This window comes from Salinibacterium sp. NSLL17 (assembly GCF_015864935.1).
Taxonomy (GTDB): domain Bacteria; phylum Actinomycetota; class Actinomycetes; order Actinomycetales; family Microbacteriaceae; genus Rhodoglobus.
Window position 1 is genome coordinate 547666 of sequence record NZ_JADYWH010000002.1, and the last position, 23809, is coordinate 571474.

A 23809-nucleotide genomic window follows, 5' to 3' on the forward strand; every position below is an offset into this window, starting at 1 on the left:
CTTATCCTGCTGCCGAAGTGGCGGGCTGCTCGACCCCGGGCAGAGTCCAGATCGCGCAAGTGCGGGCGGCCGCCGAGAGCGTGAGCCCGGCGGCGGCGGATGTCAGAGTCGCGTTGCCGGAGAGGAGCGTGGGAGCTGCGACATCCGCAGCCAGACCGGATGTCGCGATTGCCGCCGGCCGCAGCGTCACGGTCAGCGGCGAGCGCGCGACGACCACGAGCACCGTGGCGGCGGCATCTTCGCGAACGAAGACGAGCGCGTCATCGGCAACGTGCAGCCAGCGCAGACCGCCGTGCGAGAGCGTCGGCAGCTCACGCCGCAGCGCGATTAGCTGGCGATAAACGTCGAGAGTCGGCGCAACGGCAGCGTCGGTTTCGGTTCCCCACGGGATGGGCGTGCGCGACATTTCGCCGTCGTCGCCGCTGAGGCCGAACTCGTCGCCCGCGAAGACGACGGGCACTCCGGGCAGCGTTACGGAGAGTGCGAGAGCGAGCGGAACGTTCTCGGCAGGCGCATGGGTACGGAACCGCGCGGTGTCGTGAGTGTCGAGCGCGTTCATGTTGCCCAGCCGGATGCGCCACGGAATGCTGGCCGTGAACCGCACCGTCATCTCTGCAAAGTCGCGCGCACTGTAGTTCGGGATGCCGCCGATGGGCTGCCCGAAGAACCACGCCTCGGGGTCGACCGAACCATCCGCGGTCACGTGCGAGGTGTCACCGGGTTCGGTGAGCCAGCCCCACACCGGCCGCGTGAACGAGGGGTACGTCATTGCGCCATTCCACGCATCGCCCTGCAGGTCACTCGCGGCATCGTTCGTCGACTCCGCCAACAGCACCGTGTCCGGGTTCACGTCTTCCATGGTGCGACGGATGATCTGCCGCACCTCCTCGTTGAGGTCCTCGGCCCCCATCCGCCCGGTCATGTTCGCGACATCCACGCGCCAACCGTCGAAGTTGTAGGGCTCTTTCAGCCAGTGCGCGACCACCGAATCGTCGCCCTCAATGAAACGGCGACGCAGTTCGATCGAGTTCCAGTTGAACTTCGGCAGGCTCGGCGTGCCCAGCCAGCCCACGTACTCGGTGTGCTCGTCGTTCGTGAAGTAGTAGAAGTCCCCCTCGGGCGCCTCCGGTTTTCCAAGCGCTGCTTGGAACCATTCGTGCGCGTCACCCGAGTGATTCGTCGTGAGATCGCCAATGACCTTGAGGCCGCGCGCGTGGGCCTGGCCCACCAAACGGATCAGAGCTTCGCGCCCGCCCAAGAGTTCATCGACATCCACGAAGCTCGACGCGTCATAGCGATGGTTCGAACGGGCAGGAAAGATTGGCGTGAGATACAGCATCGTCACACCGAGCGCGGTCAGGTGATCGAGGTGCTCGGTGATGCCGTCGAGGTCTCCCCCATAGAACTGCTGCGAGCGGCCGGGCAGCACCGGGTCAACCGGCTCGCTCCAGCGCGCGGCAATCGCCCACTCGGGCTTGGCGTGAGAGTCGGCGGCGGATGATCGGGCGAAGCGATCGGGGAACACCTGGTACATCACCGTCTCCGCCAACCACTTGGGAGCAGCCGGGGTCGCGAGCAGCGCAAAGTCTTCGGAGTCGAGCGTTTCGATCGGGTGAAGCCCGCTCTGGTTGAGCCACTCGATGCGGCCGGCATTGCCGTGTCCTGCGTTAGCCCGACCAGAGGTGGCGTGACGAGGTTTCATCTCGACCGTATCGGCTGGCGCCCCAGCCTCGTGCACAAGCAACCAGCGATAGCCATGCCGCAGATTCTCGACCACGATGTCGGCCTGCCACCAGTCCCAGCCGGCGGCGGTTCCGCTGAGGTGAGCATCCGTCCAGCGTGGTTCGTGGTCGGGATTCTCGCGCACCCGCACCGCCTTCAGCGGGCCGTAACCCACCGGCACGCGAAGGCGCAGAGTGACGGTGTCGCCGAGCGCGGGAGTCTGAGTCGAGACGTGTAGCGCCGAGCCATCGTGGTGCGGGAGAAGGGCATCCATTACTTCACACTTCCCGCGGTGAGACCACCGACGATGTATTTCTGCAGGAACAAGAACAGGGTCATCACGGGGATGGCAGCGAGCACGGCGCCGGCGGCGAAGATGCTCCAGTTGCGCGAGAACTCTTGAGAGACGAACTGGTAAAGGCCAACCGCGAGGGTCTGCTTATCGGGGTCGATCAGCACGATGCTCGCGATCACGAACTCGCTCGTGGTGCCGACAAACGACAGCAGCCCGACGACGGCCAAGATAGGTGCCACCAGACGCAGGATGATTGTGAAGAAGATGCGCGCATGACCTGCGCCATCAATCTTCGCTGCCTCGTCGATGGATGACGGCACCGTGTTGAAGAACCCGTACATCAGGTAGGTGTTCACTCCGAGCGCGCCGCCGAGGTAGACCATGATGAGCCCGATCTGGCTGTTGAGCCCGATTGCCGGGAAGATTTCGGAGATTCCGGAGAGCAGCAAGAAGATGGCGACGACCGCGAGCAACTGCGGAAACATTTGCACAAGCAGCAGCGTGAGCAGCCCCACCCGGCGGCCGATGAACCGCATGCGCGAAAAGGCATATGCCGCGAGGGCGCCGAGGAAGACCGTGCCGAGCGACGAGATTCCGCCGATCAACAGGGTGTTGCCGAACCACGCAGCGTACGGCTGCTGGGGTCGGTTGAAGAGATCGACGTAGCTTTCGAAGCTGAAGTTCGAGAAGAGCGAGTTGGCGGTCACGAGGGTGCCGCCGGGGTTCAGCGACGCACTAAACACGTAGAGCAACGGGAACGCCGCGAAGATCGACATGGCGATTCCGATGAGGTGACGCCAGCCGGTCTCGCGGAAATAGCGCTTGAAGGGCCGCCTCGGGTGACCGACGACGTCCGAGCGCACGGCGGCATCCGGGTTCTGCTTCTGAGTTGTTGCAGCCATCTCAGTTCAACTCCTCAAGCGACTTCGTGCGACGGAAACTGATGATGGCGATGCCCGCCACCAGAATGAAGATGATGATCGCGAACGCGCTCGCGAGGCCGTAATCGCGGTTGGCTCCCACGAAGGCGACCTTGTAGACCATCGAAATCAGGATGTCCGTGGCACCAACATTCACTCCAGCGGATACATCGCGCGGCCCACCATTGGTGAGCATGTAAATGAGGTTGAAGTTGTTGAAGTTGAACGCAAACGACGAGATCAACAGCGGCGCAACCGAGACCAACAACAGGGGCAGCTTCACGAATCTAAAGATGGCCCACGGCTTCGCGCCATCCACTGTCGCAGCTTCGGTGAGCTCTTCAGGGATGGCCTGCAGCGCCCCCGTCGTCACCAAGAACATGTACGGAAAACCGAGCCACAGGTTCACGAACAGTATCGAACCTTTGGCCAGCCACTCGTTCGTGAGCCACGGCACTTCGGCCCCGCCGAGCAGCACCACGTTGATGAAGCCGAACTCCTGGTTCATCATTCCGGCCCACACCAGTGCCGACAGGAAACCAGGGAAGGCGTACGGCAAGATCATGATGATCCGGTAGTACTTGCGACTCTTCATCCGCTTGTCATTGAACACAATCGCCAAGAACAGTCCGAGCGCGAAGGTCGTGAACACCGAGAGGAACGCGAACGCGAAGGTCCACACCGTCACGCTAATCAGCGGACCACGGATGGAGTCCTCACTGAACGCGCGAACGAAGTTGTCGAGCCCGACCTCAATTTTCCATCCCGGCAGCAGCTCTTGGCCGGCATCCGAGGTGAAGGCACCGGTGCCGATGTCGGAGTAGGTGATCCCGGAATTCTTGTCGCGCATGGTGCCGGCGGCTTCGTCGTAATCGAGTGATGAGGTGTAGAGGAAGGCGCTCGACCCGTCGGGGGTGCGCAGCATGCCGTCGTTGGGGTCGTCGGTCAGTGGGACGCTGATGGCGGCGATCTCGGTCTGCTTGCCGAGGATGTCTTGGAAGCCAAGACTCGTATACCCGTCGAGTCCAACCGCGACACCTCCCTCAAGCTGGGCGTTCTGCACCTCTTTGAGTGGCCGTTCGTTGCCGCCAATGCTCACACTTCCATCGGGTTCGGTGACGAGGAAGGAGATTTCGCCCAATTGCTCGAGCACCGTCAGTCGGTAGTTTGGCGAATCGGCGACGCGGTTCTGCGATGACAGCAGCAGCGAATTGACGGCATCCGCTTTCGTGGAATTGTGGCCGGTTCCGTAGTTCGTGAACGCGATGTAGCCCGAATAGAGCAGCACAAAAATTTGGAAGATCGCGAGAAAGATCAGGCCCGGCGCGAGGTACTTGGCGGGCAGCTTGCCGCGGGAGAAGTAGATCCAGTTGACTAGCAGCGTGACCGCAACGACGAGTCCAGCCACGAGCCACGATTCGCTGCGCACGAGCACAAACAGCGCGTAGATCGCGATCGCGTCGACGACACCGAGACCCAAGATCTTGACGGCGACCATTTTCCAGCCACCGGCTGCGGCATCCGCAATTCTGGTCGCACGTTTCGCGCGGGCTGACTGCCGGATGGGGCCGGGATCAGTCTCGGGGGTTGTCGTCACGGGGATTCTCCATTGAAGGCGTGCAGGTCAGTCGAGCGGTGCGAACCGGGACTGCGTCCTGAGAACGCAGTGCCCGGCTCGGTGGTGCAGCGGAAGTGGCCGCCCGCGTGCAGACGGGCGGCCACCGTGAGCTATCCGGCGATAGCGGTTTCGATGTCGCCTGACATCTTCTGCCAGAGCGACGTTGCGTCGCCGCCGTTGATGATGGCGGCTTCGGTGACACCCCAGAACTCCCAGACGGCTCCCATTGCGGGGATCGACGGCATGGGAACAGCGTTTTCTCCGACGGCACCGAATCCGGCAACGATCGGGTCAGCACTTGCTGCTTCGAAGGATGCCGTGAGCGCTGGTGCGCGTCCGCCAACTTCGAACAGTGCGGTTTGCACTTCTTCGCTGCCCATGTAGTTCACGATGAACTCGTTTGCGGCGAGCGCATTCTCGCTCTTAGAACTGACGAAGAAGCCCTGCACTCCCACGAATGGTTGTGCGGTTTCGCCACCGGCGGAGGGGATCGGGTCGATCGCAACGTCGATGCCTGCTTCGACGGCGGCGGGCACGTTCCACGGTCCGGTCAGGTAGAAGGGCGATTCTCCGGCGATGAACTTTTCCTTGGCGAGGTCGCCAGTGATGTTGGTGTTGAGTACGCCTGCAGCGCCCTGTTCACCGAGCCACGCCGCGAACTTGTCGCCACCGTCGTTGCCGATTTCGAGAGCGTCGGCGTCGTAGCTTCCGTCAGCGGCGGTGCCGAAGACGGGTGCACCGAACGAGGTCTGGAAGGGGTACAGGTGGTACGGGTCGGCCGCTTCAGGGTCGAGCCCTACCAAGAACGGGTATTCGGTTCCGGCAGCTTCGCCCATCGTGACCATCTCGTCGAAGGTCGCTGGGGTGCTCGGCGCGAGGGCCGTGTTGCGCACGAGAGCGATGTTTTCGATCGAGTAGGGAACGCCGTAGACCTGGCCTTCGTAGCTCATGGCGGTGATTCCGACGTCTTGGAAGGCATCCGCTTTGTCGCCGAGTTCGACGGGAGCAACGACACCGTTGGTCACGAAGGTTCCGAGCCAGTCGTGGGCGCCGATGACAACGTCGGGACCCTTTCCGGTGGGTACTTGGGCGATGAACTGGTCGCGAATGTCACCGAATTCTTTTTGTACAAGCTTGACCTCGACACCGGTCTCGGCAGTGAAGTCTGCCGCGGCGTCCTTGAGCACTGCTGCGCGGTCGGCGTCGACCCACACGGTGAGTGCTTCGCCGGTTCCGGCGCTGTTATCTGCTGTGTCGGATGCTGCTGTGCATCCGGTCAGTACTAGCGATGCAGTAACTGTGAGTGCGCCTACGGCCCACAGTCCTTTGTTGTTCACCCTCATTGGTGCTGCCTTTCGTCAGTGAAAGCATTGCAAACTGCAAGCGCTTCCATGTATACCTCCTATAGGCGGGGTTCGGCAACAGCCTGTTCCAAAATTTTCAGCATTTACGGCAAGAGAAATGGGAAGAACAATGTGGAAGCGCTTAGCTTTTAGTGCCGATGGCGATAGTGTGGCGGCTATGACTTCCGTGCTTCAGGACACCGAATGGTGGCGCTCCGCCGTTATTTACCAGATCTACCCGCGGTCATTTGCCGACGCAAACGGCGATGGAATGGGCGATTTGCTCGGCATCCGCGACCGCCTTCCCGAGTTAGCTGAGCTCGGCATCGACGCCGTCTGGCTTTCGCCGTTTTACACCTCGCCCCAGCGCGACGCCGGCTACGACGTTGCTGACTACTGCGACGTCGACCCCCTCTTCGGCACGCTCGACGACTTCGACTCCATGACGAGTCGCGCCCACGAGCTGGGACTGCGGGTCATCGTCGACCTCGTGCCCAATCACTCCTCAAGCGACCACCGGTGGTTCCAGGCCGCGCTTGCCGCGGAGCCCGGCAGCCCCGAGCGCGATCGCTACATGTTCCGCGACGGGCTCGGCGAGAACGGTGAGCTGCCGCCCAACAACTGGCAGTCGGTGTTCGGCGGCGACGCGTGGACGCGCACCACGAACCCCGATGGCACGCCCGGTCAGTGGTACCTGCACCTCTTCGACACCACCCAACCCGATTTCAACTGGGAGAACCGCTGGGTGCGCGACCAATTCGCCGACATCCTTCGCTTCTGGCTCGACCGCGACGTTGACGGCTTCCGGGTGGATGTCGCCCACGGCATGATCAAAGCCGACGGCCTGCCCGACTGGACTCCCCCGGTCGCCGGCGGCAGCATGGGCGGGGCCGGCACGACCGACGCCGAGCTTGCCGCATCCCGCGCACCGTTCTGGGCTCAAGATGGCGTGCACGAGATTTACCGCGAGTGGCGCGAGATTCTGAACAGCTACGACGGCGAGCGCATTTTGGCTGCCGAAGCGTGGGTCGATCCGCTCACCGAGATGGCCAAGTGGGTGCGTCCGGATGAGATGCACCAGGCCTTCAACTTCCCTTACCTCGAGACACCGTGGGCTGCCGGCCCGCTGCGCTCCGTGATCGATGCGTCGATTAGCGCGTTTTCTGCCGTAGAAGCACCGAGCACGTGGGTGCTCTCGAACCACGATGTTGTCCGTCACGCGTCGCGCCTCGCGCTGACCGCCGAGAACCCGCAGGGTCACGGCATCGGACCGAAGTCAGCCGGCCTCCCGATTCCCGAGCTGGGTCTTCGTCGCGCCCGCGCCGCGACCGCCCTCATGCTGGCCCTGCCGGGTAGTGCCTACCTCTATCAGGGCGAAGAACTCGGCCTGCCCGAAGTAATCGACCTCCCCGATGAGGCTCGCCAAGACCCGACGTGGTTCCGCACCAATGGTGAGCGCTACGGCCGCGACGGCTGCCGCGTTCCAATCCCGTGGGAGGCGAACTCCCCCTCCTACGGCTTCGGCCCCACGGATGCCTCGTGGTTGCCGCAACCCGCAGAATGGGCAACTCTCGCCCGCGACGCCCAACGCGACGACAGCACCTCGACACTCTCGCTGTACCGCAACGCTCTCGCCCTTCGCCGCGCTCACGAGTTGGCAACCAACGAGCTCGAATGGCTCGACACCGGCACCGACACCGTGCTCGGTTTCCGCAGCGGTGGCGTGCGTGTCTTTGCCAACACCGGCGACACCGGCGTGGCGTTGCCGGCCGGCGACGTGCTGCTGTCGAGCGGCCCCTTGGCCGACGATCAACTGCCGGCAGACACGACAGTGTGGCTGAGGGCATAGACCAACGCGGCACCGAATTCTCGCGAATGGATGCCGGTCGATAGAATCAGCAGCGGCGCGACCGCTGTAGGGCGGCATCCATTCTCGTCAGAATCCAACGGAGGGCAACTGATGGCTAGCATCGAAGATGTTGCTCAGCGCGCTGGTGTGTCCACCGCGACCGTATCTCGGGCGCTCAGCGGCAATGGCCCCGTATCGGCGGCTGCGCGTCTCAAAGTGACGGAGGCTGCGGCCGCTCTGGACTATGTCGTCTCGTCGAGCGCGTCGAGTTTGGCATCGGGTCGCACCAAAAACGTCGGCCTGATGGTGCCGTATTTGACCCGCTGGTTCTTCACCTCCGTGGTGGAAGGCGCCCAGCAAGCATTGATGCGCCACGGCTATGACGTCACTCTCTACAACCTTTCGGGCAGCGTCGCCGAACGCGAGAAGGTCTTCGACGTCTTCCTGCAACGCAAGCGCATCGACGGCATCATTACTGTTTCCCTCAAGCTCTCTCCCACCGAAGTGCAGCGACTGCATGCCCTCGACCGGCCAGCGGTCGGAGTCGGTGGCCCCATTGACGGAGTGCGCACTCTGACCTTGGATGACGACGCCGTGTCGAGCCTCGCCACCGGCCACCTGTTGGCGCTCGGCCACACCAAGATCGCTCACATCGGTGGCTCTGAAGACTACGATCTCGAATTTCACATCCCCACGAATCGGCGCCACGGCTACGAAGCTGCTCTGCGCGAAGCGGGAATTGAGCCACGACCAGAGTTCTTTGCCACCGCCGACTTCACCATTCAGGGTGGCTATCACGCCGCCAAGCAGCTGCTTGGCAACCCGCTACTGCGCCCGACGGCAATCTTCGCCTCATCGGATGAGATGGCCATCGGCTGCATCTTGGCCGCCAGAGACCTTGGCCTCGTGGTGCCGCGCGATATTTCCATCATGGGAATCGACGGCCACGAACTCTCCGAGTTCTTCGGGCTCACCACGGTGTCGCAGTCCCCGCAGGCTCAGGGCGAGCATGCCGTCGAGATACTGATGAACCTGCTCGTGCCTGGCAAGCATCCCGAGATCCCCGAAAACTCACCGATCGACTACGAGCTCATCGTGCGGTCGAGCACGAGCCGTCCACCCGAGTAGCCCCACCCAGTTCGGGTTACCTCGGGCTGTTCTCTCGTTTCGCTGTGGCACAATCAGAATCGGATGGGCCTATTGCAGGCGTCGAGAGTCTGGGGGCAGACGTGAGCACTGGGAGAGATCACTCGTCTTTGCCTGCCGACTCTCTCGATCAGATAGCGGATGACCTGCAACGACTGCGGATCGCCGCCGGAGAAGTGTCGTACTCCGAGCTTGCATCGCGCATCGCTCATCGCCGTGAGGAAAACGGCGTTAGTCCTGCCGCTGCGCGCGTCGCTCGTTCGACGGTCTTCGACATCTTCCGCACCGGACGAAGCCGCATCAATGCCGAGCTTGTGGCCGAAATCGTCGTCGCTCTTGGCCGCGACGACCGTGAGGCAGAAGCCTGGCGAACTCGCTGTCTTGCGGTTCGCGTAACGGCGAAAGCGCAGACCCCGAACGCGCCACTGAACCCCACCCCGAACCCCGATTCACGGCTCGCTTTTGTCGTCGTTTTGATGGTCGCGGCTGTCGGCCTCAACCTCTTCGGCGGCAGCGTTGTCTCAAAGTTTGAGTTGCCCATCTTTCTCGACATGATCGGAACCGCAGTCGTCGCGATCGTGCTTGGGCCTTGGCAGGGAGCCCTCGTCGGGCTCTCGACCAACGTCGTCGGGGTTTTTTCTACGGTGCCCGCGACCCTCGCCTACGCGATCGTCAATGTTGTGGGGGCGCTCGTCTGGGGTTACGGGGTGCGACTCTGGCACCTCGATAAGACCCGGCTACGTTTTTTGCTGCTCAACGTCTTAGTCGCGCTCGCCTGCACAATCACTGCTGTCCCCATCACCGTGCTGGTGTTCGGAGGCGTTGCCGGTCACGCCGGTGACGACTTTATTGCGACGCTGCGGGCGATCGGCGACGGCCTGTGGGCGTCGGTCTTTACCGTCAACATCTCGATCTCACTCGCCGACAAGCTCATCACCGGCTACACGGCTCTCGCCATCATTCACCTGCTCGGCAGGCTTGGCCTGTCCGAAATCAGCCGCCGCGACGGCCCAGCACTCAACACGCGACGCTGAGCCCCGGAGAGGTCGCCGACCGTTCGTCCTGCGTTCGCTCGCTCCCGAACTGCCGCGCGAATCGACGATCGGCCCAGCGCTGGGCGTCCTGATGGCGCGTCGTCAGTTCTGACGCTCGCTGCGCTGGTTCGAGCGACTCGAGATAGAGAGCGTCGGCGCGCGCGCAGAGGCCCGTCGCACTCGACCACATCGTCTGTCGCGCCTGCGCGGGGGTCGTGCCTAGCTTCTCCCGCAGCTCTGCCTCGGGACCTTCGAAGGCGTGGGACAGCATTTCGGCGCGTTCCCCGAGGCGAGCGATCCACACCGATCGCATGGCGAACGTTCCGACAAGAATGACGAGCGAGAAGACCATCGCGAACGGAACGACGAAGAATCCGCCCACCGCAAGAGCCACAAGCAGGCTCTGAGCGAGCATCCGTCCACGATCGTGGTTCTTCAGGTGTCGCGCTTTCTCGGCTACCTCGAGCGCGAGCGTATGGTGGTCCGCGTTATAGGCGGTGAGCGCTCGGCGCAGCTCAGAGGTGACGGCAGCGAATTCCAGTTTGCTGATTCCCTTGAGGCGAGTGACGTCGGTGCGTTCGATGATCGCGACCAGGTCGGGCGCAACGCATGATGCGGTAACGAGCCGGCTATCCGCCTGCATCATCGCCTCGCTGAGGATGGCGGAAATAGCTCGTTTATCGTCGCTGGTGTGTATTGTCATGCCGCCCCTGTCGGTGCTCACGGGTTTATTCGTTAGGGTTCAGTACACCCCCTGCGAGCACTGCCCCCGTGCGATTTGGATGATCCCGAACGAACCCGGACACCCCACGGATGCCGTCGCCGGGCTACTAGGAGTGAGGCTCTACGAGCCGGCGGGCGGCTTCGCGCACGGAGTCGCACCGGGCTTTCTCGCTGCCCGCGAACTCGGGGCATCCGAGGGAGCGCAGTTCTGCTGGTGCGCGCTCCCAGTTGCTGGCAACGGCCAGCAGCAGAGCGAGTAGCTCTTCGGGCTTCCACGATGAATCGACGACCCCTCGTTGCTGGGCGTCGGCAATCACTTCGAGCTTGTGCTTGTAACCCTCGACGCGCCCTTCAGAGAATGATCCGAGCGTTTCGGCGTCGTGCAGCCAGGCCCACATGGTGACACGTTGCGCGCTCTGGTCGTTGACGAAGTAGTTGTGCAGTCGCACGGTGTATTCCACGAGATCAGCATCGATCGGCACGGCATGAGCGAGGCGGTCGAGCCCGGTCTGCATGACGTGGTCGAAGAGGGCGTCTTTGTCGCCAAACCAGGCGTAGATACGTTCCTTGCTCGCCTTCGCCGTTTCCGCGATGCGGTTAATGCGCGCACCAGCAACGCCGTACTCGGCAAATTCAGCCGCAGCTGCCTCGAGTACGCGCTGTTTTGTTTCGCGGCCGCGGAGTTGATCACGCGGCATTTCTGTCGAAACCACCAAACACCCCCTAATCGAACCGGTTGGTTTGACTTAGCCTACACGCCGACGTACTGTCGAACCAATTGGTTTGATAAGAAACCAACGGGCTCGGAAACGAGCACCATGGTTGTGTAAGGAGTCAGCATGACAAACGTATTGATGGTCCTCTCGGCAGCGTCCTACCTGACGCTCGCTGACGAAACACAGCACCCCACCGGCGTGTGGGCAGAAGAGTTCCTTGAGCCAAACCGCATCTTCACCGAAGCCGGATGGAAGGTTCAGGTAGCCAGCCCCGCAGGAGTTGCCCCCACTTTTGATGCGATCAGCCTCAGCGAAGGTGGCGTCGGTTCCGCCGAGCGCCTCGCTGACTTTGAGGCCCGCATCGTCGACCTCCAGTCTGTGCTGCAGCATCCGCTCCGCTTGGATGCCGTCAACGCGAGTGACTATGACGTGATCTTCTACCCCGGAGGCCACGGCCCCATGGAAGACCTCGCCGTCGACGACAACTCCGGCCAGCTCATTGTTGAAGCCGTGAAATCGAACACGACACTCGGTGTGCTCTGCCACGCTCCGGCAGCACTGCTGGCCGCGAACGACAAGGCAACCGGCGAATGGGCCCTCAAGGGGCGCAAGATGACGGGCTTCGCGAACACCGAAGAAGAACTCGGTGGTCTCGCCGACAAGGTCAAGTGGCTCGTCGAAACCCGCCTCGTTGAGCTGGGTGCCGACTACTCGAAGGCAGCAGAGCCTTTCGCCCCGTACGTCGTCGTTGATGGCGCGCTGTACACCGGTCAGAACCCCGCATCATCCGTCGCCGTTGCCGAGCGCATCGTCGCCGACAAGTCATAACCACACACTTCCCACTTTTCACACTTCATCAATTTCAAGGAGATTTTCATGACAACTGTTACAAGCACCCAATGGCAGCTCGCCTCACGCCCCACCGGCGTTCCAACCACCGACAACGTTGTGAAGGTTCAGATCGAGCTCCCCGAGCTCGCTGACGGCGACGTTCGCGTACGTAACACCTTCCTCTCCGTTGACCCCTACATGCGTGGTCGCATGAACGAGGGCCGCTCGTACGTTGCTCCCTTCAACCTCGGCGAGACCATGGGCGGCGCGGCCGTTGGTGAAGTCATCGAGTCGAACGACGCATCGCTGCCTGTTGGCACTCTTGTTCAGCACCAGCTCGGATGGCGCGACATCGCGCAGGCTCCTGCTGGCCAGTTCAAGGCGCTCCCGAACGTTCCCGGCATCTCGCCTTCGCTGTTCCTCAGCGTTCTCGGCATCACTGGAATCACCGCCTGGACCGGACTCACCCAGATCGCGCACATTAAGGAAGGCGACACCGTCTTCGTTTCTGGTGCAGCAGGTGGAGTCGGCACCATGGTTGGCCAGATCGCCCGCCTCCTCGGCGCAGCACGCGTCGTCGGCTCAGCCGGCACCGACGAGAAGGTTGCACTCCTCACGAGCAAGTACGGCTACGACGCCGCCTTCAACTACAAGAATGGCGACGTTGCTGGCCAGCTGGATGCTGCAGCACCCGACGGCATCGACGTCTACTTCGACAACGTGGGTGGCGAGCACCTCTCGGCAGCCCTCGGAGCATTCAAGGATGGCGGCCGCGTGGCAGTCTGCGGCGTCATGTCCTTGATCAATGGCAAGGATGAGGGCATCAAGAACAGCGCCAACATCGTGACCCGTGGCTTGACCATCAAGGGCTTCACCATGGGAAGCTACTTCCACCTCGCCCCCGAGTTCGGTGCGGCAATGCAGGGATGGCTCTCCGAAGGCAAGATCGCCTACGACGAAACCGTCACCGATGGCATCGACAACGCGCTCGACGCCTTCAACGGCATGATGAACGGTGCAAACACCGGCAAGGCGATCGTTCGCCTCTAACCGTTTCGCGACGGCCGACCCGAACGGCACACACCACACACCTCGCGTGAAATAGAAATGCCCCGCAGCTGACGCTGCGGGGCATTTCTTAACTAACGCGCAAGTCAGGCCATCCGACGTCGCAACACAATTCCGGCGGCGAGAAGCAACGCTGCCAGTGCACCGATCGGCAGAAGCGGAGCTGAGCTGCCCGTTTCCGCGAGCATCGGCTCGGCATCCGCAGCAGCGACCGCACTCCAACCGGCGAACAGCGCGGTGTCGGCAGTGATCAGCGTGGAGAAATCGGCAAGAGTCGTCAGCGCAGCATCCGTGTACCAGCCCTCGAAGGTATAGCCGGAGGCTGCGGGCTCAGTCGGGGCCGCAATGGCGGTGCGGAACACTGCTTCTTTTGGTGCAATTACCGCGCCGCGACCGGAGAGGTCAAACGTCACGATGGGGTTCGGGACGGCGTTGTAGCCCTGCCAGGTGGGGGTAGTGAATCCCGCTGCAGCTGCAGGATCAGCGAAGGCACTGCCGTAGTGCACAAGGGTTGGCGAAGACGCACCTAAGGCCCCGTTTAGACCCGCCGGAACGAACATTGCGGGAGCGGCTCCAAGAAATACAACGTCGGACAGCGAATCGTTGCCCTCAAACGCGCCAGCCCCGATGGCCGCGATAGACGCGGGAAAAGTGACTGAGGTGAGCAGATTGTCCTCAAAAGCAGACTCTTCGATCGTTACGAGGGAACTGCCCAATGTCACCGACGTGAGGGAGTTCTCGTAAAACGCGTACTCGCCGATCGTGGTGACAGAATCCGGAATCACCACCGTCTCTAGATCATTGTCCTCAAACGCGTCATCTCCGATAGTTTCTACCGAATTCCCGATAGTCACGGTTGTCAATCTGTTGTAGTTGAAAGCAGAATCGCCGATAGACGTCACCGAGTTGGGGATCACTGCAGAATCTAAGAAGTTGGCTTGAAACGCGGAGTTGCCGATGACTTTAACACTGCTCGGAATAACGACCGACGTGAGCCCTTCATCCCGGAACGCGGCGTAACCAATAGCAACCACGGGGTAAGTGTCGCCCGAGATCGTGACTGACGAAGGGATATCGGCATCGGTGCCGCCGCTTGCGGCCGTGGGGTTGTAGGCGGTGACGGTTGCACCAGCAGCCGGGTCAAAGTCGTCGCCCTCAAACGTCATCCCATCCTGAGTGATCAAGACGGCGAAGGCATAGGCCGGGGTCGCGGCGATAGCGGAACCAGCCGCAACCAGAGCAGACGCGACGAGGACTGCGGCGATTCGCCCCATCCTGTTCGCGGGCCGGTCGGCAATCGGCGCGGGGCTAGAGGCAGCACTATTCATCATCAGATCCACAATCAGTTCGGGTCACACGCACGTGGTTGAAATCGTCGACGCAGAGCGTGAGTAGAACCGACCCGACTAACCCTATTGGCACAGCGTAGTCAGCGTTGTTCCCCCGCCAAGTGGTCTAACTAATCTGGAGGCCTTCTGCTCGCTAACTCGTGAGTGCCGGGATGATGGCGCCCGAGAACACTTGCCACGCGAGCGCAGTCTTCGCGACCAAGCTGAGCGTGATGTAGGTGCGCTCCCCCTGCAGATAGCTCTTCCACTTTCCCACTTGCTTGTATTGCAGCCACTGGTTGAGCGCGAACGTGTTGAAGAATACGAAGAGCGAAATCACGATACCGACGACAAAGCTGGGGGCGGCAACTTCGTTCGCGCTTCCCGGTCGCAAGAAGTAGATGAGGATGAGAATCCACGGCACGACGCCGACCATCGATCCGAAAATGAAGGGCAGCATCCCGCCCGATCCTGGCTTCTCGTACTTCTCTTGCAGAGCACCAAACAGAATCATCGCGGCGTTGACGGCGAAGACCGCGAATAGTGCGGCGATATCGGTGACGCCGTTGATCGCGAGAATGAGCCAGATCATGATCGAGGAACTGAGCGAGTACTCCGTCCACCGGAAGTAGTTGCGGCTCTCGAGAAGGCCCTTCTTGTAGCGCCCGAAGAACCACGGGCTCGAAACCAGAAAGTGGAAGAACGCGCTGAGCGCGAGAAAAGCCACAACGCCGACGCCGATATTGACCTCAAAAACGGTCACCCGCTCGGGCGGAATGGGCGCTCCGGGAGGGCCAGCCAAGTAGTCGGCCGTAACGGCGAACAGCACTTGAGTGCTGAGCATTGTGAGAACAATCGCAAAGCCGATTGCCTGCAGCAGGTGCAAGCTGCCCGCCACAACGTTGTAGACGCGCAGTCGGTCGACTTGTTGTTCCGGTGAATAGGTCTTCTTTGACACGGGATATTCCCTTCGACGGTGGCTGCCACGTTAGCACCGGCCGCACCAGCGAACGAGTCCTCTAGCGCGGTCGCTCCCTTCCCTCACGGTAGCGCGGCGAGGGGCCCATTTCTGCCGACAAATACCGTGCGATCGGCGGTGCCCGGCAAAGGGTGAAGGTGCAGTTTGTGAGCGAGCGCAACCGAAGCAGCATTGGCGGGGTGCACGACCGCCACGAGCAGTAACGCCTCAATAGTGGTTCTCATATAGGCGAGCAGGGGACGCATCGCTTCGTACGCGATTCCTTGGCCCTGATACGCGGGATGAACAATCCAGCTCACCTCAAGACACCGCGCAGCGGCCGTGAGCGACCGCAGTTGCAGGGTGATCTCGCCCACCAGCTCGCCGTCGTGTTCGATGGCCAACGCCAGCACGTCATCCACGCGGCGCATCTGCGTTTGCCGTGTTCTCAATTTCAGCTGCCGCAAGGAGGATCGCGCGGTGCGCTGCGGCCACGTCGTGTACTGGCGCACGTGTGGGCTTGACTGGATTTCGTGCCACCGTTCGGCGTCTGCCAACCGATGCGGGCGTAGTACCAATCGCTCGGTGCGCATGCTCGGAACACGCAGAGGCGACTCGAGCGTGGGCCGAGCATCATTTCTGGGCATGAACCTACCGAACCGATGTATCCGTCGAGCGTGCCAACCATGGTGTTCGTAGAAGTCTGACACAACCACTGACACGAATTAGTCGCGGGGATTCCGGCCCTGTAAACAGGAGGTAAATTACGCCGGATGCGCTTCCGCGTCGGGCAGAGAGCGCTCGACTGTGGGCCGCATCGTCGCCGCTGGGTCCGCAATGAGGTGCGAGAAGACGAGCTCAGCGGCACCGAGCGTGAGGATTTCGTCGCCGAAGGTCGCCGGCGCAAAACGCACTGCGAGTCCTGGTTCCTCCAACGCTGACCGTCGCATTTGCCGGGTCAGTGACTCTTCGGCCACCGCAAGCAACGACGCCAAAAACCCGCCGAGCACGATGACTTCAGGGTTGAAAATATTCACGACATTGGCGAGCGCACGGGCAAGGAAACTGATCTGGTAGTCGACAACTGCGACAACTGCTGGGTCGCCGGCGACGTAGCGCTCTTTGAGCAGGGCATCCAGCTGGTCGGGCTGCGAGAGGTCGAGACCGACCGCCTCAAGAAGCGGCTCTTGGCGCACCTCGGTTTCGAGGCATCCGATGGCCCCACAGTGGCAATCAAGACCGTTGGTGTTGACGAGAGTGTGACCGATTTCTCCGGCGTAGCCCGTGGTACCGGTCATCAGCGCACCGCCCGTGATGACGCCTCCACCGATACCACTCGCGCCACCGTTGAGATAGATCAGCTCTTGACCATCAACGCCGGCACCACGCACCGACTCGGCTACGGCACCGAGACTCGCATCGTTGGCAACATAAACGGGGTAGCCGGTCGCTTCGCGCATCATGTCGGCAATGGGTTCGTCGATCCAGCCCAGGTGTGGGGCCAGCGCCAACACTCCATCGCTCTCCCGCACCAGGGCAGGAGCGGCGATACCGATCCCTACGGTGCGGTAGTTCGAATCGAGCTCACCCTTCATCCCGGCGATGACGGCGGCAGAAATATTTACTGCTTCGCGTGCGCTGAGAAGGCGCCCGGTGTCGTAGCGAACTTGGCGGATGACGCGACCACCGAGCCCTACGAGCCCGATCGTGACGGCATCCACCTCCGGGTTCACGGTGATGGCGACGATGTGTTCGCTCGGAACGATGACAGAGCTGGGCCGCCCGACCAGACTGGTCTGGTCGGGACCGGCTTCAACGACGAGCCCCAGTTGCACAAGTTCGGCAACGAGGTCGGCGATTGTTGAGCGGTTGAGCCCTGTCTCGTGGGTCATCTTGGCGCGGGAGATACCCCCGAGCGCATGCACTCGGCCGAGAAGGATGGAGAGGTTGCGGCGACGAACAACATCAAAGTTGTTCCCTCGGAGCTCAGCTCGTACGTCCGCGTTCACTCACGTTCCTTTCGACAGTTCAGCATAGTTACTTCGAGCTGAAGGCTGCGTCAAACGCCGCTGCTGGCGGGTCGAAAGCGAGACGGCGCACGAACTCGAGAGCTTCTGGTGCTCCGATCAGGCGGTCCATTCCAGCGTCTTCCCACTCCACCGAAATGGGGCCTTCATAGCCGATCTGGTTGAGCATGCGGAAGCTACTCTCCCACGGCACGTCTCCGTGACCTGTGGAGATGAAGTCCCAACCGCGACGGCCATCAGCCCAGGCAAGAAGCGAGCCGAGCCGACCGTTCTTGCCGTTGTCCATCCGCTTCTTCGTATCTTTGCAGTCCACGTGGTAGATGCGGTCTTTGAAGTCCCAGAGAAAGCTCACGGGGTCGAGGTCTTGCCACACGAAATGGCTGGGGTCCCAGTTGAGACCGAAGGCTTCGCGGTGGCCAATGGCTTCGAGGGTGCGCACTGTTGTCCAGTAGTCGAACGCGATCTCGGAGGGGTGCACTTCGTGAGCGAACCGCACACCGACCTCATCGAAGACGTCGAGGATGGGGTTCCAGCGGTCGGCAAAGTCTTGGTAGCCGGCATCGATTGCTTCTTGGCTCACGGGCGGGAACATCGCGACATACTTCCAGATGCTCGAGCCGGTGAACCCAATCACGGTCTTCACGCCGAGTTTCGCAGCGAGGCGGGCCGTGTTCTTCATGGCTTCGGCGGCACGCTGGCGCACACCTTCGGCATCCCCGTCGCCCCAGATTGCCGGCGGCAGGATGTCTTCGTGGCGCTGGTCAATGGGATCGTCGCAGACCGCCTGCCCCTGCAGGTGGTTAGAGATGGCCCACACCTTGAGGCCGTGCTTTTCGAGCAGGTCGAGCTTGCCTTGAACGTAAGCGGCGTCATCCCAGCGGCTGGGGTCCAGGTGGTCACCCCAACAGGCGATTTCTAGTCCGTCGTATCCCCACCCTGCGGCGAGCTCAACAACTTCTTCGAAAGGGAGGTCAGCCCACTGGCCGGTAAAGAGGGTAATTGGTCGAGTCATGGTTTTCTCCAGTTCTGCTAGATGGTTGTCCACGCGCTGCGGGCGTTGGAGCTTTCTTCGACGGCGGCGAGCACGCGTTGCACGTGAACTCCGTCATCGAAGGAGGGCGATGCGGGGGTGCCGCTGGTCACGGCGTCAACGAAGTCTTTGGCTTGGTGGCTGAACGCGTGTTCGTAGCCGAGCATGTGCCCGGCGGGCCACCAGGCTGCGATGTACGGATGCTCGGGCTCGGTCACCAGAATGGTGGTGAAGCCTTGCGTCTCTGCGGGCGCTGTCGCGTCGAAGAACTGCAGTTCGTTGAGGCGTTCGAGGTCGAAGCTGATGGCGCCAAGGGATCCGGAAATTTCGATGCGTAGACCGTTTTTGCGGCCGGTCGCGAAGCGAGTGGCTTCGAAGGATCCAAGCACTCCGCTGTCGTAGCGGCCGGTGAAGAGTGCGACGTCGTCGACGGTGACGTCGCCCATTTCGATTCCGCCGGTGCCGCCGAGACCGGCCGTGCTTTCGAGCACGGGGCGCTGTTTGATGATCGTTTCCATCGTTCCGGAGACCTCAACGAGGTGGGTTCCGGTGATGTATTCCGAGAGGTCGATGATGTGGGCGCCGATATCGCCGAGCGATCCTGAGCCTGCGAGGTCCTTTTGGAGGCGCCAGACGAGCGGCGTCTCGGGGTCGGTGAGCCAGTCCTGCAGGTAGCAAGCCCGCACCTGATGAATCTCACCGATCTTGCCCGCGGCCACGAGATCCCTGGCCAGCGTTGTTGCCGGAAGGCGACGGTAGGTGTGCCCCAGCATGGAGATCACCCCGTTCGTGGCCGCAGCGTTCGCGGCCGCCGCCATCAGCTCTGCTTCCTCTACCGAGTTAGCTAGCGGCTTTTCGCACAGCACGTGCTTACCCGCGTTGAGAGCGGCAATCGCGATTTCAGCGTGCGATCCACCCGGGGTCACGATGTCTACGATGTCGATGTCGTCGCGAGCGATAACTTCGCGCCAGTCGGTGGCGGTTTCTGCCCAGCCCCACTTAGTTGCGGCATCCGCCACGGCTTCGGCATTGCGTCCGACCAGCACCTGCATGTCTGGTTGGGCATCCAGATCAAAGAATCGGGGCGCAACCCTCCAGCCTTGTGAATGAGCGGCTCCCATGAAGCCGTAACCGATCATTGCAACCTTCAGGTGGCGCTTATCTGGCATCGTGCGTGACCCTTTCACTTCGTTGTGTGGTTCTTTGGTCTGCTATCGCGTGCGGGATACCGACCAGAGTGCCCGCCCAGAGTATCCGGGCGGGCACTCCATTCATGCGGTTTAGGACTCGAACGCGGTCGGCAGGTACTCGTCGACGTTGTCGCTCGTGACTACCGGTGCGTTGAGAACGATGCGCTTGGGCACCTCGACCTCAACAATGTCGCTCAGCGACTTTCCCTGAGCAATCAGGCGAGCAAGACGGATGCCGTCAGCGGCCTGCGTCGACGGGTAAATTACCGTCGCCTGCAGCACGCCATCGCCCGACTGGATCTCGCGCATTGCGTTTGCGGATCCGGCGCCACCGACCATGAAGAACTCATCGCGGTCTGCGGCAGCAATGGCAGCGAGGACGCCAATTCCCTGGTCGTCATCGTGGTTCCAGATCGCGTCGATCTGAGGGGCCGCGGAGAGCAACTGCGAGGTCACTGCTTCGCCGCCCTGGATAGTGAAGTCGGCAGCAACGCGGTTAGAAACCTCGAGGCCACAGGTGTCGAGTGCAGTGGCGAATCCTTCGCTGCGCGCCTGAGTAAGAGGAAGCGAGTCGATGCCGGCGATTTCTGCGATCACGGCGTCGGGGTTGTCGCCGAGCTGCTCACAAATGTAGGTTCCGGCGCTGACGCCCATGCCGTAGTTGTCACCGAGGATGGTGACGCGAGCGGCGAACGTGCTGGAGAACTCGCGGTCAACGTTGATCACAGGGATTCCGGCTTCCATCGCCTTGATGGCTACCTCGGTCAGCGCTGCGCCGTCGGTGGGCAGCAGAACGATTGCATCAACACCGTCGTTGATGAAGGTCTCGACCTGGCTGATCTGCAGGTTGGCGTCGTTGGTGCCTTCGGCAACAACGAGGTTGATGTCTTCGTACTTTTCCGCTTCTGAGATCGCGGCTGAGTTGATGGCGCCGAGCCAGCCGTGGTCGGCGGCGGGGCCAGAGAAGCCGATGGTGATGGTGTCACCGGCGGCTTCGTTTTCTTCGCTACTGGTTCCACCGGTTGTGGTGTTGTTTTCTGCGGTGCCAGCCGTGCAGCCTCCGAGTAGGCCTGCGACGGCGATCGATGCCCCCGCGGTGATGAGCAGCTTGCGGCTCATGCGAGTTGCCAACATGTACGTCCTCCTAGGTAAGTGAAATGCAGTGGTGTTCGCCAACGGGAGGTGCGTTAGCTAAACCGGATCTCACAAGGAGGGGTTTGGCTGTGTCCACATTGACGTTTGGAACAACATAACAGAGATGCATCCCGCGTCAACAGGTATTTTGGCGGGTGGGTGACCCGCAATTTCCCCCGCAGTGCTCGCAACTTCGTTCGATAAAGATGACCCGTAGGGAATGACGAATTCCCGGCATTCCGGGGCGCTACGTCTGCAAAATTCCCATTCCCCGCGGCTCCAACGTCTGATATGTTGCCACCATGATCAAAGTCGACCATGAGCCCGCATTGCTCGAGGTGCGCGGCGCCACCAAACGCTTCGGTGCGGTGCGCGCCCTCAAAGGCGTAGACATTTCCATTGCTCCCGGCGAAGTGCACGTCATCCTGGGCCAAAACGGTGCGGGCAAATCCACCCTCATCAAAATGCTCGCCGGCGTACACACTCCCGACGAAGGCACACTGCGCTGGCACGGTGAGCTCGTCACCATCAGCAACCCTGTTGCTGCCCTCGAACTCGGCATCGCCACGATGTACCAAGAGCTGGATGTCGTCGATGGCCTCACCATCGCCGAAAACATCTACCTCGGCCACGAGATGGCTACCGGTGGGTTCTCCCAACGCTCCCGCGCCAACAAGAGCGCCACCGAGCTGCTTGATCGACTCGGTCATGGAAACCTCTCCCCCAGCCGCGAGGTGGGATCACTCTCCCCCGCGAACAAACAGATCGTGAGCATGGCCCGCGCCCTGTCTCGCAACGCTCAACTCATCGTCATGGATGAACCATCGGCGGTGCTCGACTCTGAGGAAGTCAAGAACCTTTTCCGGGTCGTGAATGAGCTCACGGCATCCGGCGTTGCTGTCGTCTACATCTCTCACCGCCTCGAGGAGATTCGCGAAATTGGTGACCGCATCACCGTCATCAAGGATGGCCGCAGCACCGCCAATGGCCTCCCCGTCGCCGATACGTCGACGAGCGAACTCATTCGCCTGATGACGGGGCGCGACATCGACAACGTGTTCCCGGCGCGAGTGCCCGTGCCCGCGGGCTCCCCTGAAGTGCTCACGGTCGAGAACCTTTCACTGAAAGGCGTCTTCGATCGCGTCGACCTGAGCGTGCGCGCGGGCGAGATTCTGGGCATCGCTGGCCTCGTCGGATCGGGCCGCTCTGAGATCCTCGAAACTATCTACGGCGCGCGCAAGCCCAGCACCGGCACCGTGCGGGTCAGCGGTTCACAACTCTCCCCCGGCTCCGTCACGGATGCGGTCGAGCATGGCGTTGGGCTCTCCCCCGAAGAACGCAAGAGCCAGGGCCTGCTCCTCGACCAGCCCATCTTCACCAACGTGACCCTCTCCTCGTTTGCCCGCTTTGCTCGCTTCGGGTTCCTCAATGAGAACGCCGAACGGGCTGCCGCTGTCGAACAAATTGAGGCACTCGAACTGCGCCCGGCCGACCCCGACAATCCTGCAGGCAGCCTCTCTGGCGGTAACCAGCAAAAGATTCTGCTGGCCCGCTGGCTCGTTCACGGAACCTCCGTGCTGCTCCTCGACGAACCAACCCGAGGAGTGGATGCCGGAGCCCGCGCCGAAATCTACGCCCTCATTCGTCGCCTGGCCGCCGCCGGCACCGCCATCATCGTCGTCTCCAGCGAGATCGAGGAAGTCCTCGGTCTCGCCGACCGCGTGCTCGTCATTGCCGACGGTCACGTACTCACCACAACAGAAGCCACCCAGATCGACGAGCACGGAGTGCTCGATCTCGTGATGAAAGGAAGTGCCGCGTGAGCGAGCAGCCCACCGTTCCCTCAGCCGAGCACCCCAACCCGGCCACGGAATCCACCGACATCGTGACCCCGAGCAGCCGCAGTTGGTTTTCGCGCGTCATGTCCAGCAGCGCCGGCCGCAACCTCGGGCTCGTTATCGCGCTACTCGTGCTGTTCGCGATTGGGGCCCTCACCGCTGGCGAACGGTTCACCAACTTTGAGAACATTCTCACCATCATCCGGTTCGCCTCGATCATCGGTGTGCTCAGCATCGGCATGACCTTCGTGATCATCGGTGGCGGCATCGACCTTTCGGTGGGTTCCGTTATGGGGCTTGCGAGCGTGATTTCGACGCTCTCGGTGATCCAGACCTTCGCCGAGCAGACGTCGTGGATCGTGATGGTTGTCGTCGCCATTCTGGTCGGCACCCTCGCCGGAATCGTCAACGGAATCGTGATCTCTTATGGCAACGTTGTCGCCTTCATGGCGACTCTCGCCATGCTCGTTGCTGCGCGTGGTTTTGCGGAGATCTTCTCCAACCGTTCAACTCAGATCGTGCGATCGCAGGAATTCATTGAAGTCTTCCGTGCCGACTTTCTGGGCATCCCCATCCTGATTTGGATCTTCATCGTGGTTGCCGCACTCGGCTGGATCCTGCTCAACCGCACCACGTTCGGTCGCCGCACGATCGCGATCGGTGGCAACCGTGAAGCAGCTCGCCTCGCCGGCCTCAAGGTCAAGCGCCACACCGTCTACCTGTATGCGATTGCTGGCATGACCGCAGGTATCGCGGCCGTCATGATTCTCGGACGCACCACCGCTGGCACCTCAACGCACGGCACTCTGTATGAACTCGACGCTATTGCTGCCGTCGTTGTCGGAGGCACCCTGCTCATCGGTGGTCGCGGAACGATTGTTGGCACCGTATTCGGCGTCCTGATTTTCGCGACCCTCACCAACGTGTTCACCCAGAACAACCTCAACACGTCGGTTCAGGCCGTCGCCAAGGGCGTCATCATCGTGCTGGCAGTTCTCCTGCAGCAACGCTTTGCCGCCCGCAATAAGCGCTAGCCACG

General features: G+C 61.8%; 20 protein-coding genes. 7 read left to right on the top strand and 13 right to left on the bottom strand.

Annotation, left to right across the window (positions count from 1 at the left end; all coding sequences use genetic code 11):
* Position 1: 1 nt before the first annotated feature.
* The 4 genes from I6E51_RS12220 to I6E51_RS12235 form a co-directional block, all read right to left on the bottom strand.
* Positions 2–1996, bottom strand: coding sequence for a glycoside hydrolase family 13 protein (locus I6E51_RS12220; RefSeq protein ID WP_197110474.1), 1995 nt, complete (start codon positions 1994–1996; stop codon positions 2–4).
* Positions 1996–2919, bottom strand: coding sequence for a sugar ABC transporter permease (locus I6E51_RS12225; RefSeq protein WP_197110475.1), 924 nt, complete (start codon positions 2917–2919; stop codon positions 1996–1998). The genes I6E51_RS12220 and I6E51_RS12225 overlap by 1 nt, the downstream gene beginning before the upstream one ends.
* Position 2920: 1 nt before the next feature.
* Positions 2921–4534, bottom strand: a complete 1614-nt coding sequence (locus I6E51_RS12230; RefSeq protein WP_197110476.1) for an ABC transporter permease subunit — start codon at positions 4532–4534, stop codon at positions 2921–2923.
* A 131-nt stretch (positions 4535–4665) separates the two neighbouring features.
* Positions 4666–5898, bottom strand: coding sequence for a maltose ABC transporter substrate-binding protein (locus I6E51_RS12235; protein WP_197110477.1), 1233 nt, complete (start codon positions 5896–5898; stop codon positions 4666–4668).
* Between the two features lie 178 nt (positions 5899–6076).
* Here I6E51_RS12235 and I6E51_RS12240 point away from each other — a divergent pair, with 178 nt between their 5' ends.
* The 3 genes from I6E51_RS12240 to I6E51_RS12250 all read left to right on the top strand — a co-directional run bounded on the left by I6E51_RS12240 (position 6077) and on the right by I6E51_RS12250 (position 9927).
* Positions 6077–7747 (top strand): glycoside hydrolase family 13 protein, encoded by a 1671-nt coding sequence (locus I6E51_RS12240; protein ID WP_231600043.1) that lies wholly within the window; start codon positions 6077–6079, stop codon positions 7745–7747.
* A 111-nt stretch (positions 7748–7858) separates the two neighbouring features.
* Positions 7859–8875: a LacI family DNA-binding transcriptional regulator gene (locus tag I6E51_RS12245; RefSeq protein ID WP_197108197.1), complete on the top strand. Its 1017-nt coding sequence runs from the start codon at positions 7859–7861 to the stop codon at positions 8873–8875.
* A gap of 101 nt (positions 8876–8976) precedes the next feature.
* The gene (locus I6E51_RS12250; protein ID WP_197110478.1) at positions 8977–9927 is read left to right on the top strand and encodes an ECF transporter S component; all 951 of its coding nucleotides are present in this window, start codon (positions 8977–8979) and stop codon (positions 9925–9927) included.
* Here the strand turns inward: I6E51_RS12250 and I6E51_RS12255 are convergent.
* Positions 9911–10630 carry a hypothetical protein gene (locus I6E51_RS12255; RefSeq protein ID WP_197110479.1) on the bottom strand — a complete coding sequence of 240 codons (720 nt, stop codon included), beginning with the start codon at positions 10628–10630 and terminating at the stop codon, positions 9911–9913. The two genes, I6E51_RS12250 and I6E51_RS12255, sit on opposite strands and share 17 nt — an antisense overlap.
* A gap of 127 nt (positions 10631–10757) precedes the next feature.
* Positions 10758–11363, bottom strand: coding sequence for a TetR/AcrR family transcriptional regulator (locus tag I6E51_RS12260; protein WP_197110480.1), 606 nt, complete (start codon positions 11361–11363; stop codon positions 10758–10760).
* Positions 11364–11489: 126 nt separating this feature from the next.
* On the opposite strand from I6E51_RS12260, the gene I6E51_RS12265 reads away from it, so the two are divergent.
* The gene (locus tag I6E51_RS12265) at positions 11490–12194 is read left to right on the top strand and encodes a type 1 glutamine amidotransferase domain-containing protein (RefSeq protein WP_197110481.1); all 705 of its coding nucleotides are present in this window, start codon (positions 11490–11492) and stop codon (positions 12192–12194) included.
* Positions 12195–12242: 48 nt separating this feature from the next.
* Positions 12243–13247: an NADP-dependent oxidoreductase gene (locus I6E51_RS12270; protein ID WP_197110482.1), complete on the top strand. Its 1005-nt coding sequence runs from the start codon at positions 12243–12245 to the stop codon at positions 13245–13247.
* Between the two features lie 104 nt (positions 13248–13351).
* Here I6E51_RS12270 and I6E51_RS12275 read toward each other — a convergent pair whose 3' ends face one another.
* From I6E51_RS12275 to I6E51_RS12305, 7 genes are all read right to left on the bottom strand, one after another.
* Positions 13352–14596 (bottom strand): leucine-rich repeat protein, encoded by a 1245-nt coding sequence (locus tag I6E51_RS12275; protein WP_197110483.1) that lies wholly within the window; start codon positions 14594–14596, stop codon positions 13352–13354.
* A 151-nt stretch (positions 14597–14747) separates the two neighbouring features.
* Positions 14748–15551, bottom strand: a complete 804-nt coding sequence (gene heR / locus I6E51_RS12280) for a heliorhodopsin HeR (protein WP_197108218.1) — start codon at positions 15549–15551, stop codon at positions 14748–14750.
* A gap of 83 nt (positions 15552–15634) precedes the next feature.
* Complete coding sequence (locus I6E51_RS12285; RefSeq protein ID WP_197108220.1) at positions 15635–16198, bottom strand: GNAT family N-acetyltransferase; 564 nt, start codon at positions 16196–16198, stop codon at positions 15635–15637.
* Between the two features lie 117 nt (positions 16199–16315).
* Positions 16316–17560, bottom strand: coding sequence for an ROK family protein (locus tag I6E51_RS12290; RefSeq protein ID WP_307783961.1), 1245 nt, complete (start codon positions 17558–17560; stop codon positions 16316–16318).
* Between the two features lie 28 nt (positions 17561–17588).
* Positions 17589–18590, bottom strand: coding sequence for a sugar phosphate isomerase/epimerase (locus I6E51_RS12295; protein WP_197108222.1), 1002 nt, complete (start codon positions 18588–18590; stop codon positions 17589–17591).
* Positions 18591–18607: 17 nt separating this feature from the next.
* Entirely contained in the window at positions 18608–19747 is a 1140-nt protein-coding gene (locus I6E51_RS12300; RefSeq protein ID WP_197110567.1) for a Gfo/Idh/MocA family protein, read from the bottom strand.
* 141 nt (positions 19748–19888) lie between these two features.
* Positions 19889–20932: a substrate-binding domain-containing protein gene (locus I6E51_RS12305; RefSeq protein WP_197108224.1), complete on the bottom strand. Its 1044-nt coding sequence runs from the start codon at positions 20930–20932 to the stop codon at positions 19889–19891.
* 302 nt (positions 20933–21234) lie between these two features.
* Between I6E51_RS12305 and I6E51_RS12310 the strand changes: the two genes are divergently transcribed.
* Positions 21235–22755 carry a sugar ABC transporter ATP-binding protein gene (locus I6E51_RS12310; RefSeq protein ID WP_197108226.1) on the top strand — a complete coding sequence of 507 codons (1521 nt, stop codon included), beginning with the start codon at positions 21235–21237 and terminating at the stop codon, positions 22753–22755.
* Positions 22752–23804, top strand: coding sequence for an ABC transporter permease (locus I6E51_RS12315; protein ID WP_307783962.1), 1053 nt, complete (start codon positions 22752–22754; stop codon positions 23802–23804). The genes I6E51_RS12310 and I6E51_RS12315 overlap by 4 nt, the downstream gene beginning before the upstream one ends.
* The last annotated feature ends 5 nt before the right edge of the window (positions 23805–23809 follow it).